Annotated in this window: 9 protein-coding genes and 2 pseudogenes; 2 read left to right on the top strand and 9 right to left on the bottom strand. The window is 42.7% G+C overall.

Going from position 1 to position 16,574, the window contains the following annotated elements:
* Nucleotides 1-111: 111 nt before the first annotated feature.
* The 7 genes and pseudogenes from C9J47_RS04950 to C9J47_RS27570 form a co-directional block, all read right to left on the bottom strand.
* Nucleotides 112-1,485: a BatD family protein gene (locus C9J47_RS04950; RefSeq protein WP_107252497.1), complete on the bottom strand. Its 1,374-nt coding sequence runs from the start codon at nt 1,483-1,485 to the stop codon at nt 112-114.
* Nucleotides 1,478-3,229 (bottom strand): vWA domain-containing protein, encoded by a 1,752-nt coding sequence (locus C9J47_RS04945; protein WP_107252496.1) that lies wholly within the window; start codon nt 3,227-3,229, stop codon nt 1,478-1,480. Before C9J47_RS04945 ends, C9J47_RS04950 begins: the two co-directional genes overlap by 8 nt.
* Nucleotides 3,222-4,322: a vWA domain-containing protein gene (locus C9J47_RS04940; protein ID WP_107252495.1), complete on the bottom strand. Its 1,101-nt coding sequence runs from the start codon at nt 4,320-4,322 to the stop codon at nt 3,222-3,224. The genes C9J47_RS04945 and C9J47_RS04940 overlap by 8 nt, the downstream gene beginning before the upstream one ends.
* A complete protein-coding gene (locus C9J47_RS04935) occupies nt 4,315-4,836 on the bottom strand; it encodes a DUF4381 domain-containing protein (RefSeq protein WP_107252494.1) in 522 nt (173 codons plus the stop codon). The genes C9J47_RS04940 and C9J47_RS04935 overlap by 8 nt, the downstream gene beginning before the upstream one ends.
* Nucleotides 4,836-5,813, bottom strand: a complete 978-nt coding sequence (locus C9J47_RS04930; RefSeq protein ID WP_107252493.1) for a DUF58 domain-containing protein — start codon at nt 5,811-5,813, stop codon at nt 4,836-4,838. The genes C9J47_RS04935 and C9J47_RS04930 overlap by 1 nt, the downstream gene beginning before the upstream one ends.
* An 8-nt stretch (nt 5,814-5,821) precedes the next feature.
* A pseudogene (locus C9J47_RS27575) lies at nt 5,822-6,172 on the bottom strand (AAA family ATPase); the annotation flags it as partial.
* Nucleotides 6,173-6,238: 66 nt separating this feature from the next.
* Nucleotides 6,239-6,817 (bottom strand): annotated as a pseudogene (locus tag C9J47_RS27570) (AAA family ATPase); the annotation flags it as partial.
* Nucleotides 6,818-7,141: 324 nt separating this feature from the next.
* Here C9J47_RS27570 and C9J47_RS04920 point away from each other — a divergent pair.
* Together C9J47_RS04920 and C9J47_RS04915 are read left to right on the top strand one after the other, a co-directional pair.
* Nucleotides 7,142-8,707, top strand: a complete 1,566-nt coding sequence (locus tag C9J47_RS04920) for an arylsulfatase (protein ID WP_107252491.1) — start codon at nt 7,142-7,144, stop codon at nt 8,705-8,707.
* A gap of 503 nt (nt 8,708-9,210) precedes the next feature.
* Nucleotides 9,211-12,363 (top strand): hypothetical protein, encoded by a 3,153-nt coding sequence (locus tag C9J47_RS04915; protein ID WP_107252490.1) that lies wholly within the window; start codon nt 9,211-9,213, stop codon nt 12,361-12,363.
* Nucleotides 12,364-12,472: 109 nt separating this feature from the next.
* On the opposite strand, the gene C9J47_RS04910 is transcribed toward C9J47_RS04915, so the two are convergent.
* Nucleotides 12,473-12,655, bottom strand: coding sequence for a hypothetical protein (locus tag C9J47_RS04910; RefSeq protein ID WP_107252489.1), 183 nt, complete (start codon nt 12,653-12,655; stop codon nt 12,473-12,475).
* Nucleotides 12,656-12,994: 339 nt separating this feature from the next.
* The gene (gene nifJ, locus C9J47_RS04905; RefSeq protein ID WP_107252488.1) at nt 12,995-16,567 is read right to left on the bottom strand and encodes a pyruvate:ferredoxin (flavodoxin) oxidoreductase; all 3,573 of its coding nucleotides are present in this window, start codon (nt 16,565-16,567) and stop codon (nt 12,995-12,997) included.
* Nucleotides 16,568-16,574 lie beyond the last annotated feature (7 nt).

Genomic DNA, 16,574 nt, shown 5'->3' with positions numbered 1-16,574 from the left:
AAACGTATCAAGCCACAGGTATAATTAACATTACCTTCAGTCTAAAAAAAACCGCTCGCCTCAGCTAACGGTTTTGTTCACTCTTGTGAGGCTTGCTCAATTGCTTTCTGTTCAATGTCTTTTTTTGCTAGCTTTCGCTGATTTTAATTGTGGCAATGCCGCAGGTACAAGCAACTGCAAGGGATGAAGCAGCCTTAAGCATTGCTTTTTCAGATTCAATAATAGCTCCGTATATAGCATTCTCCGCCAAACCTGCCAAAACAAACGTCTTGATGGCTGACCAAGCTGAAATTCAATGCTGAATTGCTGCCATTGAGCAGCGGTGCTTCTTCCCCCTAATTCTAGTAGCCCCGTTTCATTGCGAAACTTGTTATAAGCCATAGTCTTAGCCTTCGTCCATTGTCGACGATTCACCGCCATTCCATAATCTATCAAAGCAGGTAAAGGGTGAGTTCGGTAATAACGGGTCAGTACACCAATTAAAAGCACTACTCCTAAACCTATCCCGCCCCAAAACATGAGTTGCTGCCAGTATGTATTCAACAATGATTGAAATGTATGCCGAACTGTAAAGGTTTTACCTGCAACTTGAAGAGTTTCCACTTGTTGCGTTTGAGTGTTCCACCATTGGATATTTAAAGCCGGAAAATGCACGTCTCCACCAGCCTGTAGAACATACATCACTTGCTCTTGGCGACTAGACCTATAATTACCACGCTCTTGAGTATCTTTTAGACGGTGAGGCTGCGGATAGGCTTGATACTCAGAAGACGGGTCTTCAGGGATCAGCAATGGAATAAGAACCGATAAGGTATTCTTGCCTTTAACCTGAACTGTACGAGTAATCACATCACCTACGGCAAGTTCCTCGTTGGAGCTATCCCAAATCTGCTCCGCTTTAAGTTCGCTGGCCGCTGCCCAGTCACCATCTGAATTCAAACGACCTGATGGCAATGCGACTGAAAAGGATAATGGCGGGGTATATAATCTTCCTCGTACATTCAAACCACCTGGAACCGATACTTGTAACTCAACGCCAGTGGCAGGAATAACATAAGCCCCCGACTGCTGCGGGTATAAGGTAATCTCCCAACGTTGACGGGACCAAGTTTGTCCATTTTTGCGTTCAGTATAATTGGTCGCAAGCTGGTTTCGCTGCTTTACAATCACATTGGGCAAATCAATATTGTTTATCTGGGTTCCCCCAGTAAACCAGCGCGGTGTCGCCACTTCGATATACATAATAATTTGCTGATTAATAGCATACGGTTCTGTTTTGTTTGTTTGCGAGCGATCCAACCAAGCCTTTACTTCGACCTGTCCTCTCTTTTCAAGCTGAAAAATATCCATCGCGGCACTGTTCGATGAAGCTAAGGCTGATAAGCTGAACAATCCAGACATCATCACTGCAAGTATAATAACAACAACCCGAATGGCTATTCGCCAATTTGAAGCCACATTCTGAACAGCAGTATAACTATTCATTGTGTTCTCCCGTGATATGGCTTCCCGATAAGAGGGCCTCTTTTTTATGACCTTTTCCGTCTAACTTATCGTCATTAAGTAAGGAACCAGCTGGACTATGAAGTTGAATAAGGAATTTAGCCCGCAGGAAATATTTTGGATCGGCCTCTACACGACGGAGCCATTTATCCGCCAATTCTGGGCTGCCTAAAATTTCATTAGCATTCAGGGTTTCCCTTACCATCATGCTGGCATCTACCTTTTCTTCAGCACCATCAGAAGTTCTTGGCTGATCATCTGCCAACTCAAAAGAGTCTTCAGGTCCATCTGTCGTTCCCATCTGGCTTTCACTGGTCCGATTGATTTCATCCACGATAGACTGAATTGCTTCCCAATTATGCTTAGCTTGCTGGCGAACAGAAGAAGAATCAGCCGTCTCGGCCAGTTGGCGAAACAAATCTCTAGCAGCCAAATATTCGCGCTGCCTTGCCAAAGCATTACCTGTATTAAGCATGGCTATCTCACTGCCATCTTGCATAAATGCACTACGGGCAAACTGATATTCGGCGGCGTAATAATAAGCAACCCCTTTACGAAACGAATCGGTATAATGAATCGCGGCTTGTAGATAGTCACCGTGGTTAAAGTAAAATTGCCCTTGCTGATCAGGTGTTAGCCATAGGTTCATCCACCACTGATTCAATGTCTCACCAATTGTAACTTCCTGCACCACTGTTTTAGCCTTTGACATTACAGGCTGAGCCTCTGTATCAGGCGAATAACTTACCGACAATGATACGGCAGCCAAAACACACCATTGAACTAACCATCCTTTACGGAACCATAGCAACAACATGAAAGCGACAGGGATTAACAGGTAATACCCCATATCTTTCCAAGGCATTGCTGATTCATTGTTTAGCTGCATATAACGTTCTATTTGGCGATTTAGGGTCGTGATATCACCATCATCTACAGTGAGTTCAAGAACTTTTCCACCAGTGGCACTGGCCAGCTGACGCAGTGAAGTCAAATCAAGCGGGCTGCCGGTTTTAACCGTCGTATTGCCCACCGCAAGAATAAGCAGTTGATGTGGCGACTCCGCAAAATACGCTTCAAATTGTTCAATGGTGTTCGGATTAACACCATCGGTCAGCAATAATACTGTCCCTACGGTTTCTGTTCCGAGCTGTTGAGTAAGTAACGGTAGTACCGTTTCAGCCGACTTACCTTCTACTGGCATAATATCAGGCTCAATCGCAGCAAGAAATGGAGTGAATACATCACTGTCTTGGGTTAAAGGCATCGCGATATGAGCTGAACCGCTGTACACCACCAAACCAGTTCGCCCGCCTTGCCTTAGCGCCATCAAATCTCGGCTTTTTTGCTTAGCACGCTCAAGGCGGCTCGGTGCAATATCTTGCAGCAACATAGAATCACTGTTATCTAGCACAACTAACAGCGAAGACTTATCTTCACCAAACGGAGAAGCTTCGCGCTGCCAACTAGGCCCCGCACAAACCAATATCGCCAACACCATGCTCACTGTTAGAAGTTTAAGTGGCAGATGCTTTCTCCAGCCGGTCTCGCCAATGGTTAGCACCTGACGGAGGTGTGATGGCAGAAATTGTTGCCATTGCTCATCAGCCTCTTGCTTCCATCGCAAATATACAACGAAACACAGTGGGATCAGTACCAGTAGCCAATAAGGACGCATAAAATGAAATTGCTGCCAAGCCTGCTGCCATAAAAGGGAATCAAACATCACAGGCTCCTTCTTGCCGTTCGCTTTGTTTTAGCGATGTCGCTTCCCTTTTAGATACTATTGAATTCTGCAACCAACGACGTAGGCAAACCATGCAGAATGCCAGCAGATACAAGGCAACCACTATCATAATAAGATAATGGTGCACACTGTGTTTGGCTCGATATGTCGTACTTTCATATAACTGTGGCTCCAGTTCACCAATTGTCTGATAGGCCACCACTAACTCTTCATGGTTGAGTGCTTCAAAGGCCTTTCCCCCCGTAACTGAAGCAATTTTTTCAATGGTATCCATATCCAACGCCTGCTCACCTACCGTGGTTGGGTCTCCCATCGCAATAGTGTGGATCCGTACCCCTTTGGCTGCAGCAACCTTACTAGCATCAATTGGCTCAACAAAACTTCCGGTATCATTACCATCTGTTAGTACAATCACCACTTTTTCACGCGGTTCACTATTGTTCGCATCACTGTAATAACTTTGGTCAAATACTTTGATTGCTAGCCCTATGGCATCACCTAGATGGGTACTTTGGCCGGCCATCGCGACATCTGTTTGCTCCAGTAATGCCAGCCAAGCAGTAAGATCCGATGTAAACGGTGTTTGAATGAATGCTGCATCGCCAAACAAAATCAATCCCAGCCGATCACCCTTTCGCGTTTCTGCAAAATCAGCCAGTACCTGCTTTGCCGCTGCCAACCGAGTGTTCTTCTGACCATTCGGCGTAGTGAAGTCTGGTTCAGCCATCGAGCCTGACAAATCCAAAACCACCATTACGTCTCTTCCTAGCCGCTCACGTACTTGCGGTTCCCCCAGCACTGTTGGCTTGGCCAGTGCTGCCACAACCAATAACCAGGAAATTAGTAAGATCACACGCTGCCACCACTGTGGTGTCAATTGGCTAGCCCCCTCTGTCGGTTTTTCCCCAAGCGCATCGACCAAGGTGTCAAAGAAAGGCACTTTGATAGCTGCTTGCTTGGTACGATATGCAGGAATAAGCCGATAAATTATCAATGGAATCGGTAACAGTAAAAAACACCATGGATGAATGAAAACAACACTGCTCACATCTACCAAATAACGATCAAACATGATCTATCCCTCCAGCCTGAATATGGTGGGGGATTCGCTCATCATGCTCTTCCATCCACAGCGTTACCTGACCAATGATGTTCGCAGCTTGATCCGGGGTGAATGTCACTTTTTTTGTTACCACCGAGTGCAGCCAATGGCGACCCGATTCACAGGCAAAACGATAATCTGAATGAGGGGAAAGGCTGTCCATATAATCTAATAACCGCTCGCCAAACATTGCACCATTTCTTGGTTCTAAGTAGGTGACCACAGCTTTGACGATAATCAAAATATCCTGATTAACCGTCGGGGACTCAGGTTGCAACGCTTGTAATGCCAGCACAGCTTCACGACGGTAACGGTTATACCACCAACTTTGGATCTTTTTGGCGAGGCAATATCCAACAGCCAGTAATATCAAGACCGCCAAGATCTTCCAACCAATCGTTTGTGGCCACCACGAGACTGAATTTGGCACTGCAACATCAATCAATTCGCGTAAAATATATGTACTCGGGGGTGTATGTTGCATTAACGCCCCCCTGCTATTGCACGCTTAAACAGCTCAATATGTTGACCACTGGTATCAAGTTCAATTACTGGCAACGACTTCATTGCCATCAGCTTTAGTAGCTGTTCTTTTTTCAGCAACAACTGTGTTTCCAACCCTTGATTAACCCGTGCCAGTTGCTGGCTATTGGTGATATTGAGTTGAAATTGACCATCACCTACCACCCAATGGCTATCGCTAGCACTATGGCACGGCAATGACTTTTCAAGGGGATCCGCAATCAAGATACCTAGCACATCATTATGCCGCTGCAGGTGCTTAAGGTGGCTAATATCTTGCTCTGTAGCACCCGCCCAATCGCTGAGAATAACCAGAGTGGTATTCTTTAACTTCAACCGGGCTAACATTGCCAGTAAGTTGGCAAAGCTGACTGCGACTTGATCATGGCTTGCTACATTCAAAGCCTGATTAGCTTGAGTTAAAACTTGCAGACGCTGCAACCAATCAGCTTGCGACCGCCGAGATCTGACCCAGTTAATTCCCTCACAACCACATACCGCCATGCCAATTCGGTCACTATCTTTCAGGACTCGCCAACCAATTAAAGCTGCTATCTCAGCGGCAACAACGGATTTCATCACTTCTACTGAAGAAAAAAACATACTGCTACGTTGATCGACACAAATGATGACATGGCGATCTTTTTCTTCGGTATAGCTTCGAACATGAGGCTTGCCCGTACGCATAGTAACTTTCCAATCGAGGTTTCTGATATCATCTCCCAGCTGGTAATGCCGTAGCTCTTCAAAGTTGAGGCCTCGTCCTCGGAATACCGAACCATGGCGACCCGATAGCACACTGCCCGCTTTCAGTTGAGGTAATAAACTGAAACCCTCAACTTGTGCCTGAAGCTTGATTAATCGATCATATCTGCAATGGATGCGGGGGTCGGAATTGCTGTCTGATAAAGATGAAGAAAAGCGAGATAGATTGACCATTTTTCCCCCTAACCAATCACAACATGATCAAGCAACTCCGTAACTATCTGCTGGTGACTGATCCCATCAGCCAATGCGTCATAACTTAAAGTAAGCCTATGACCCAATACCGATGAGGCAACAGCTCGTACATCATCGGGCAGAACGAAATCACGCCCATTTATCCAACCATAGGCCCGCGCACATTTATCAAGTGCAATAGAAGCACGAGGGCTCGCACCAATGGCAATCCAACGAGACAGTGCCGACGCCTCATAACGGGCAGGCTTGCGGGTCGCCATTACCAAGCCGACAATATAACGCTCGACTACATCTGATACTTCCATTTCTGCCAGCTCACGCCGAGCCTCAAGAATAAAAGCAGGATCAAGTACCTTTGATTGATGCTCCTGCTTGTCACTACCTAGCGATAGCGATAACAATTGCTCTTCCTGACGGACTAAACGGATAATATCCAGCTCTGCATCATCTTCAGGGAAATCAACGGTAACCTTCATGATAAAGCGATCCATCTGCGCTTCAGGCAATGGGTAGGTACCTTCCTGTTCAATCGGATTTTGCGTCGCGAGAACCATGAACAGTTCAGGTAAGCAATGTGTTTTATCACCAACCGTAACCGTGCCTTCGGCCATCGCTTCAAGCAATGCAGCTTGAACTTTTGCGGGGGCACGGTTTACCTCATCGGCAAGAATAATACTGTTAAAAATGGGACCAGGCTGAAAACGCAGTTGATGAGTCCCCTGCTGCTCTTGATAAACCTCAGTGCCTGTTACATCAGAAGGTAAAAGATCAGGAGTAAACTGAATTCGGCCAAAGCTGGCATTTAATGTATTTGCCAGTGATTTGACCGAACGAGTTTTAGCTGTACCCGGTAACCCCTCAAGCAGCACATGACCATTGGTCAGCAGCCCTATTACTAACGAACGAACAACATGCTGTTGGCCAATAACGGAACGGTTTACTTCATTGATAAGTGTCGATATCTGTTGCTGGTTGTGGTTCATAAGCTGTGCCCCGAAAACAATCTGAAGCCATTTTAAACAACTTGCCCATTACCTTTGGTTATATTAGTTATGATAACCACGGAGATACCAAAACATGTTTGAGCCCCATCACACTCCAAACCATCCCTACCATCACTGCATTGATAGCTTTCGCTTTTAAATCATCAAGTTAAACTCACCACATAACCAATAGTTATAAACACTATAAAGCGACACTAACAGTGCGACGCTTTAGAGTAAGTACCCATAAACCGAGTATGGGTTTACGTTTTCAGTTCTATTTACTCTACCTTTTCTTACGACACTAGTTAGATGGACTCTTATATGGCATATCATTTAAATAAAGTAGCAATCAGCGTGGGACTAATAGCCACAGCAGGTACTGCTGTAGCTGCCGATCAGCCCAATATTCTTGCAATTTTTGGTGACGATGTAGGTTACTGGAATATTAGTGCCTATAACCAAGGCATGATGGGATATCAAACCCCGAATATTGACCGCATTGCAAATGAAGGAGCATTGTTTACCGACCATTACGGTCAGCAGTCATGTACTGCTGGACGAGCTGCGTTTATTACAGGTCAAGAACCATTCCGAACAGGTCTACTAACAATTGGTATGCCGGGTTCAACTCATGGTATTCCTGACTGGGCACCAACTATTGCTGACTTGCTTAAAGATCAAGGTTACATGACAGCACAGTTTGGTAAAAACCACCTTGGTGACCAAGATAAGCATCTACCAACTAATCATGGTTTTGATGAGTTCTTCGGTAACCTTTATCACCTTAATGCAGAAGAAGAACCTGAGACATATTACTACCCGAAAGATCCTGAGTTCCGTAAAAACTACGGTCCCCGTGGTGTAATTAAATCGTACGCAGATGGCAAGATCGAAGATACAGGCCCTATGACCCGTAAGCGTATGGAGCATGCCGATGAAGAGTTCCTGGAAACGTCACTCGCATTCATGGAAAAAGCGGTAAAAGCTGACAAACCATTCTTCATATGGCACAACACCACCCGTATGCATGTATGGACTCGATTACAAGAAAAGTATCAAGGTAAGTCAGGGGTAAGCATTTACGCCGACGGCATGCTTGAACACGATGATCAGGTGGGTATTCTACTTGATAAGCTTGATGAACTTGGCGTCGCTGATAACACTATAGTTATCTACTCTACCGATAATGGCGCTGAAACCGTGACGTGGCCTGATGGTGGTGCAACACCATTTTATGGTGAAAAAGGCACAACCTGGGAAGGCGGCATGCGTGTTCCTCAGCTTGTTCGCTGGCCTGGCGTAATTAAGCCTGGGTCTAAAATCAATGAAATGATGGCGCACCAAGATTGGCTACCAACACTCCTAGCTGCAGCTGGTGTTGATGACGTGAAAGAGCAACTAGCCAAAGGCTACACCGCTAATAATAAAGACTGGAAAGTTCACATTGATGGTTATAACTTCAAACCTTATTTCGAAGGTAAAGCAGAAGAAAGCCCGCGTGACTCACTCATGTACTTTACCGCCAATGGTGAACTAAACGCGATTCGTTGGAATGACTGGAAACTAAACTTCGCCGTTATGGAAGGTAGTATCGTTGATGCCGTTCGTTTCACACCAAACTGGCCGCAAATTATTCACCTACGTGCAGACCCATTTGAAAAAGCGCCGCATGAATCTTCCATGTACATGCGTTGGATGGCTGACAATATGTGGTTATTTGTTCCAATTCAAGATGTGATTGCTGATTTCTTCGCGACACTACCAGGTTACCCAATGCAAAATGGTACGCTGTTAAATCCTGCAAGTATAAGTGCTCAATCTCTCGGTCTTCAGAAAAAACTGAATCAAATTGATGAATTACAAAAGCAAGTTGAGAACATGAAGTAAACTTAACTTTAAGTTACATCTCGTGATAAGCCGGAAACACAAATCCGAGATAAAAGGCTTAATGTAATAACAAAATAAATGGCATTCATATTAATGAATGCCATTTCATTTAGGTCATCATCAATCGACTATTTTCCAGACACCAGTAGCAACAATAATCACAACAATAATCTCTGTAATACCAATAAGGTTTTACCCCCCCAGCACAGACAGAATACTAAACATCCAATTCATTAGTGGATAGCTTTCAGACTAAGGGCGAATTGCTTTAAATATTAGTGACATATAATGAAGAGAGACAGCATTAGAGCCATTACCCCTCCATATATAAACATTCATAAATAAAGTATTTATTAATCAATTGAATTATATTGGCAATAATCATTCATATAACTATTGAGAATATTTACATTTTGTAATAAATTACCGCCTCCAAAAGAACACTGTTCAAATGTTACGGCTAATCTCAAAAATACAACCATTCCACAACATAAAAGACTTATATGAAATATAAAATACTTGCTATATTCATCTCAACGAGCCTTTCACTTTCTGGGTGTGGCGGCGGAGGTGGTGGTGACTCATCATCGCAATCTATTACCCCTGCACCGACAAAACCAACGACAAGCCCCACCACACCAGCACCTAAGCCGTCCAAACAGCCAAGAATGCAACTAAATGTTGAAAATATTGAGCTCACATATGGTCAAGATAATGACGTTAGCCTTACTATCGAAAATCAAATTGGCACACTGGACTATGAGCTGCTTAGCTCGGGTTATAACAATGTTGCTGACCTTGACCCTTTCAATAATAAGTTCACCATACTTAACGCGGGTGAACTCACTTATAAAGTGACTGACACAAGTGATGACTACCAAACTTCTAGCTCAACCTTTACTGTCAAAGTTAAAAAGGCAAAGGCGCCAAATCCACTTTCAAAAGAAGTCATACTTGATCAAAAAGATGCATCCAGAAGCTTTACTGTTAATAACCCTCGTGGTGATTTAAGCATTGAGCTAGATTCTGCATCTATCGCACTCGTTGACCTTCAATATGTAGGCGGTTATACATTTGCGATTACACCTAAGCATTCAGGTACTGTAAACGGATATATAGTCGATGCTGGTAACCGCAATTATGCTGCCTACAAAATCCCATTTAAAATCGATATTAAAAAAGCGATTGTCAATAATTTCAGTCCGATAACAATGAAATATGGTACACAACCATACCATCAGATTTTAAGTAGCGAAGCGACTTACACATTCCATGCAGATGATCCTGATCTCATCAATATTGATGAAAAAACAGGTGATATCCAACCTTTAAAAGTCGGTAGCACTAATGTCAACATTAGCTTCAGATCTATATATTCAAATCAACCCGCAATTTACGATAGCTTTCTTGTAACGGTCGAAAAAGGTGAGCGCCCAGCAGCCTTTAGCGCGAGTGTTACAAGAGAAATCCCATTTTCGACTACTACTCAACCGTTGAACTTACAGTTAAAACACCAAGAAGGGACTTTAAGCTATGAGCTTGTATCTGGTAATAACATCAGTAACTTCAGTAAAACTAATGGCTCTTTCCTAACGACAGGCTTAGGTGAAGTTAAAGTAAAAGTAACTGATAAAAGTTCGAATTATGTCAATGCATCAACTGTGGTCACTTTTAATGTTGTTAAAGCAACGCACCCAGTCTTAACCCCACAGACAGCCAACTACACATATTCCAATTCTGAACATATAGTTTCAATTCCAGGGCAAAAAGGAACATTGCAACTTAAAGCCGCAGATACAAATATTCTAACGGCAAATGGTAGTAAGCTCACTACGTTAAAGTCTGGAATAACAACGGTTGAAGTCACTGACACATCAGAGCTATACAGTGCTGCAACAACAACATTAACTGTCAATGTTAAGCGTGCAAAGCGTAATAGCTTTACCGTTAGCCCTGTTAATCAGAAGTATTCAACAAGTACTCTTAATTTCTCTGACCTCTATGATTACTCACAAGATAGTAATCCGGTTTCGACAGCACCAATTGTTAGCGAAAAAGCGAATTCTGAAAACGCGATTTCGTTAAACCAAGCGGCTAAAACAATTAGCATTAACCGAGCAGGTTCTGCGACCCTTGAACTGTACTGGCCTCAAGATGACCAATATCTGGAGTCTGAGAAGAAAACTGTCGAGATTAATATCACGCCAGCAGATAACCGCTTAACACTCGCAACTAGCTCTGTATCAGCAACGTACCAAATTGATACAAAAACTATCGATGCGCCTAAAGTCGAGGGTAAAAAAGGGACAATTAGCTACAGTATAAAAAGCGGCAGTCCAGCTGACGTTGTCAGTATTGACGGTACATCAGGCCTGATGACAGTTAAGAATGCTGGTAATACTACAATTGAAGTTATTGACAGTGGTAACGAAAGCTTTGCCGAATCCAAAGCCACTTTTACCGCAACAGTTCATCAAGCTAAAGCGGATTTAGTCGTTGAGTATCCATCTGAGATCGCGCTTGGTGGAGATAAGTTCTACCAGCCTAAAATTTCACGTAACCTGTGGAAGCTTAACTTCACTGTCGATAATGCAGCTATCGCTGAAGTAACTAACAACGCAAATGGTTATATCGAGTTAAAATCTGCCGGTAAAGTGTACATTTCCTATAAAGGTACATCAAGAAACTACCAACAAGTGAACGGACGAAGCTACCTTACTGTACTAAAAGAAGTGCACCCAGGTATTAAAGTTGAAAATCTTAATGTCTACTACACTCCGTTAGAACAAAAAAAGTCGATTAAAGTTATTTCTAAGCAGTACGGCGCGAGAACTTTTATGCAAGCGGCCTCACCTAACCCTCGATTTAACTATAACTTCAATACTCGCTTAGGCACTATTTCTGATATTCAAGATTATCCATTTTCTGTCAATTTTGCAGTCACAGAGAGTGAAAGCGAAAAATACCAGGCAGCAAAAAGTGGCTCCGAGCAAGCAGATTATGGTGTAATTAAAATTCACCCACCACTGCCGAATGACTCAGATAAAGACTACACAGTTACATTTTCTAGCTCTAACCAATCACAAGTTATTGAAAGTGGTCTAAATAGCACTCGTTACAACAAACTATTACGAAGTTCGTTCTACTTTAAGGGCTATACAAGTCATTATGTGCCATTACAAACAGACATAACAACTTACGGCAATGGTTACTATACCATTCTTAAAGTTAAACCTGTTGGCAGCGATGATATAAAGGAAAGAAAAGCAGTAGCAGTATTGATCAGTCGTTATGATGGTTGTGAATCAACTTATAGCGATAGCAGCTCATTAACACCGAGCATGGCCATCAATTTCGATACTGATGGACAGAATGATTGCAAAATAGAAGGGGAACGTGCAAACCACTTCACCAAATTCACAGTATTGGATAACCACTATCTAACTGCTGGTGAGTGGGAGTTAGTCAACCCACTCGTTATATTCCGCTCAGGTAAGTTCGACTTTATTGATACACCAACAGGTGGTTCGTATGTTGAACACCATAAACTAGATGAAGATAAAAAAGGATACCTAGAGTCCATTGACGCCGATGCGCAAAGTAAAATGCGCAAAGTTTACGAATGGAATACAGTAAACCTGAAATTTAACATCTAACAACCTGCTTTATTGGCTTTAAAAAGCCCTGTTTGCAGGAAATGAAGATTCATTCATACTTGATGTGATAATAGAAAAATGGCATTCATATTAATGAATGCCATTTCATTTAAATCACCATCAATCGACGACTTCTCTCTACACTAAGCCAAGCAACGCCTAAAACAACCACAAAGCGTTTAAAAACAAAATAATTAGCATTTACTCCATTTCCGCCATCTATTTTATCGATAACCGTTATCGTTTTTTCCAGCTGTTCATAAATCAACCACTCCGCATAATATCCATACATGGAGCAAGGTTATCTCATTTAAGGAAGCCCAACTTACCCAATAAATATTCATAACTCATAGATCTCTTTGCCCTTTATTAATACGGGTTATTAACCCCCAATAAATAAGACGCTATATTAAAAAGATCCTGTGAGTATAAAAATAGAATATGGGTACATCAAAAAGGATAAATGGAATGAAAAACGTTCTTCTCATTGGAATAGCATTACCAGTAGCATTAAAACTATCGCTTTTCTAAACGTGATTTTAAGTAACTGAACATTAATCGACTAAAAAAGGCTAAGCGTGTAAACACTTAGCCTTCCCTTTAACTTTCTAACAAGCAGTGACTAAAAATCTTATTTTAATGCACTGAGTTCCGGCATAAACCAACTAGGATTCGTCTCTGCCATTTCTTCAAATACGGCCCATTTGCTTAATGCTACTTGTTGTGCTTGAGCAAACATAGCGTCAGCATTTTCTGGATTAGTTTTAAATAAATTACTGAAGCGATTTTCTGCATCCATAAAATCCGCTTTGGTTATCGATGGACGAAGTGAATCAAGCATGAATGGATTAACACCTCGCTCTTTCAATGTCGGATTATAACGATACAAAGGCCAATGCCCAGACTGAACCGCTTTTTTCGCTTGCTGACGAGCTTGAGTCATATCAAAGCCATGTGCGATACATGGGCTGTAAGACAGAATTAATGATGGTCCATTATAAGCTTCGGCTTCACGTAGCGCTTGCAGTGCTTGTTGTGGATTAGCATTTAAGCAAATTTGAGCTACATAAACATTACCGTATGAAATCGCTTGTAAACCTAATTCTTTACGGAATGTTGGTTTACCACCAGCAGCAAATTTTGCAGTTGCAGCTAACGGCGTTGCTTTTGACGCTTGCCCACCGGTATTTGAGTACACTTCTGTATCCATCACCAAAATATTAATATTGCGTGAGGTACCAAGTGCATGATCCAAGCCACCATAACCAATGTCATAGGCCCAGCCATCACCACCCATTAACCAAATTGAACGTTTAACCATCGCATCTATAACTGAATCAAGTTCGGCTGCTTTTGGGTGCCCATGAATGTGTTGACGAATTTCTGTAACACGATCCCGCTGCTCGCGACAACCAACTTCCGAACTTTGGTCAGCATTCAATGCAGCCTGAACCAGCTCTGCACCAATGTGATGCTGAAGCTCATTGAGTAAACGTCGTGCTGCCTTTTCTTGATGATCGACTGAAATACGGTAACCCAATCCAAACTCTGCATTATCTTCAAATAGTGAGTTTGACCATGCAGGACCGCAACCATTCGCACCTTGTGTCCATGGTGTACTTGGCATGTTACCGCCATAGATTGAAGAACAGCCTGTGGCATTTGCAATCATTAAGCGTTCACCAAACAATTGACTGATAGTTTTCACAACCGCAGTCTCGCCACATCCGGCACAAGACGCCGGAAACTGGAAATGAGGTGGTAAAAACTGCACACCTTTTACTGTTGAATAATCAACTTGATTGATTGGTAACAATGGTAGATCGTCAAAGAACTCAACGTTTACCGCTTGTTTTTCCCATTCATCAACAGCAGGCGCCATTTGTAAAGCTTTACGGTTTGAGTCTGTTGCGCAGTGAGCAGGACAGGCATCAACACAAAGTGTACAACCCATACAATCTTCGGCATACACTTGAATAGAATAAGCCATATCAGGAAAACCTCGTGCTGCAACATCTGCATGCTTAAAGTTCTCAGGTGCCGTATCAAGAGCATCTTTGCGATATAGTTTGGCTCTAATTGTTGCATGTGGGCATATAAACGAACAGTTACCGCACTGAATACATAATTCGGGATCCCAACTTGGTACACTAACCGCTTGGCGGTGCTTATCAAATTGTGTCGTCCCTGATGGGAATGTACCATCAGCAGGAATTTCTGATACAGGGATCAGATCACCACGCATCGCCATGACTTCTTTGGTTACTTTTTGAAGAAACACGGGGTGCTGGTCGGTAATGGTTTCTTTTATTCCAATTAGTGATGTAACGGTGGTTGGTACCATCACTTTTTGAGTCGCTGAAACCGCATGATCAACCGCATTCCAGTTCATTTCGATAACACGTTGCCCTTTACGAGCATAAGTAACTTCAATGGAATGCTTGATTTGAGCAATAGCTTCTTGTTGAGGAAAAACATTAGCCAGCATAAAGAAACCAGTTTGCATGATCGTATTAATACGACGTCCCATGTTGGTTTCAGCAGCGACTTTCATCGCATCGAGTACATAAAGCGATAATTTTTTAGTAATGATTTGTTGTTGAACGGCGTAAGGTAGCTGAGACCAAACATCATCTGCATTATATGGGGAGTTCAACAATACAGTTGCACCAACCTCGGCGTGTTCAAGACAATCAAATTTCGTTAAGAAATTAAATTGATTAATGCCAACAAATGACGCACGTTCAATCATCCACGGTGCTTCAATAAGGTGTTCACCAAAACGAAGGTGAGAGACGGTGCGAGAGCCTGCCTTCTTAGAATCGTAATCGTAATAACCTTGTACAAACTTACCATCAATACCACCAATAATTTTGATGGTACTTTTACTTGCGCCAACTGTTCCATCTGAACCCCAACCATAAATAATGGCTCGAACTGAATTAACAGGCTCTAACGTATAATTGTTGTCGATGGTCAAGCTAGTGAAACTGACATCATCATTAATACCAACCGTAAACTGACGAATAATGTTTTCACTAATAGCATTATCAAATGCAGCTCTCACCATAGCTGGCGTGAATTGCTTTGAAGATAAACCATAGCGCCCCCCAGTTAATTTAGGCATAGCTGCTAGGTTACCCATTGAGCACTGTTCAGCTAATACACTCATTACATCAGTGTAAAGAGGCTCGGCAACTGCGCCTGGTGTCTTGCAGCGATCCATAACAACAAGATGCTGACACGTTACAGGCAGGGTTTTCATAAAGTAATCGGCCGCAAATGGACGGTATAGATGTACTTCAATCAGACCCAATTTTGCCCCTTTGGCATTTAAATCATCAACAACTAAGCGTGTTGTCTGAGCACCAGACCCCATGATAATCATCACTGAAGTTGCTTCAGGATCACCATAATAACTAAAAGGCTTATATTGGCGCCCTGTTAAGTCAGCAAATTTATTCATGGCATTTTCTACAATCTGTGGCACAGCTTTGTAGAATGGATTCACTGCTTCTCGCCCTTGAAAATAAATATCAGGGTTTTGTGCCGTACCTCGAATAAATGCCCGTTCTGGTGCTAAAGCGCGTTTACGGTGGGCAATAACAAATTCATCATTGATCATTTCGCGAATGACATCGTCGGAGATCACCTCAATTTTATTAACTTCATGAGAGGTTCTAAAACCATCAAAGAAGTGCATAAAAGGAACTCGAGACTCCAAAGTCGCAACTTGAGCAATCAACGCATTATCGTGAGCTTGCTGTACAGAGCTTGAAGCAAGCATTGCAAAACCCGTCTGATTACAAGCCATAACATCTTGGTGATCACCAAAAATAGATAATGCTCCCGTCGCTAATGAACGTGCAGCAATATGAAATACAGTCGAAGTTAATTCACCCGCAATCTTGTACATATTTGGAATCATTAACAACAAGCCTTGTGATGCAGTAAAGGTTGTTGTTAGCGCGCCTGTTTGTAATGAACCGTGGGTTGCACCAGCAGCACCACCTTCAGATTGCATCTCAATAATATTAGGAATATCACCCCAAAGATTTAATTTCTTTTCTGCTGCAAATTGATCCGCTAATTCGGCCATTGGCGAAGAAGGCGTGATCGGATAAATTGCCGCTACTTCATTAGTACGGTAAGCAATATGGGTAACAGCTGTACAGCCATCCATTGTTTTATATTGATGTGACATAGCGTAC

The sequence above is a fragment of the Photobacterium indicum genome, from assembly GCF_003026215.1.
In the GTDB taxonomy this organism is placed as follows: domain Bacteria; phylum Pseudomonadota; class Gammaproteobacteria; order Enterobacterales; family Vibrionaceae; genus Photobacterium; species Photobacterium indicum.
This window is presented reverse-complemented; position numbering and strand designations above follow the sequence as displayed.

Coding starts and splice junctions, on each gene's coding strand:
- C9J47_RS04950 (WP_107252497.1), bottom strand. CDS start 1,485: ATGAATAGTTATACTGCTGTTCAGAATGTGGCTTCAAATTGGCGAATA.
- C9J47_RS04945 (WP_107252496.1), bottom strand. CDS start 3,229: ATGTTTGATTCCCTTTTATGGCAGCAGGCTTGGCAGCAATTTCATTTT.
- C9J47_RS04940 (WP_107252495.1), bottom strand. CDS start 4,322: ATGTTTGATCGTTATTTGGTAGATGTGAGCAGTGTTGTTTTCATTCAT.
- C9J47_RS04935 (WP_107252494.1), bottom strand. CDS start 4,836: ATGCAACATACACCCCCGAGTACATATATTTTACGCGAATTGATTGAT.
- C9J47_RS04930 (WP_107252493.1), bottom strand. CDS start 5,813: ATGGTCAATCTATCTCGCTTTTCTTCATCTTTATCAGACAGCAATTCC.
- C9J47_RS04920 (WP_107252491.1), top strand. CDS start 7,142: ATGGCATATCATTTAAATAAAGTAGCAATCAGCGTGGGACTAATAGCC.
- C9J47_RS04915 (WP_107252490.1), top strand. CDS start 9,211: ATGAAATATAAAATACTTGCTATATTCATCTCAACGAGCCTTTCACTT.
- C9J47_RS04910 (WP_107252489.1), bottom strand. CDS start 12,655: ATGTATGGATATTATGCGGAGTGGTTGATTTATGAACAGCTGGAAAAA.
- nifJ (WP_107252488.1), bottom strand. CDS start 16,567: ATGTCACATCAATATAAAACAATGGATGGCTGTACAGCTGTTACCCAT.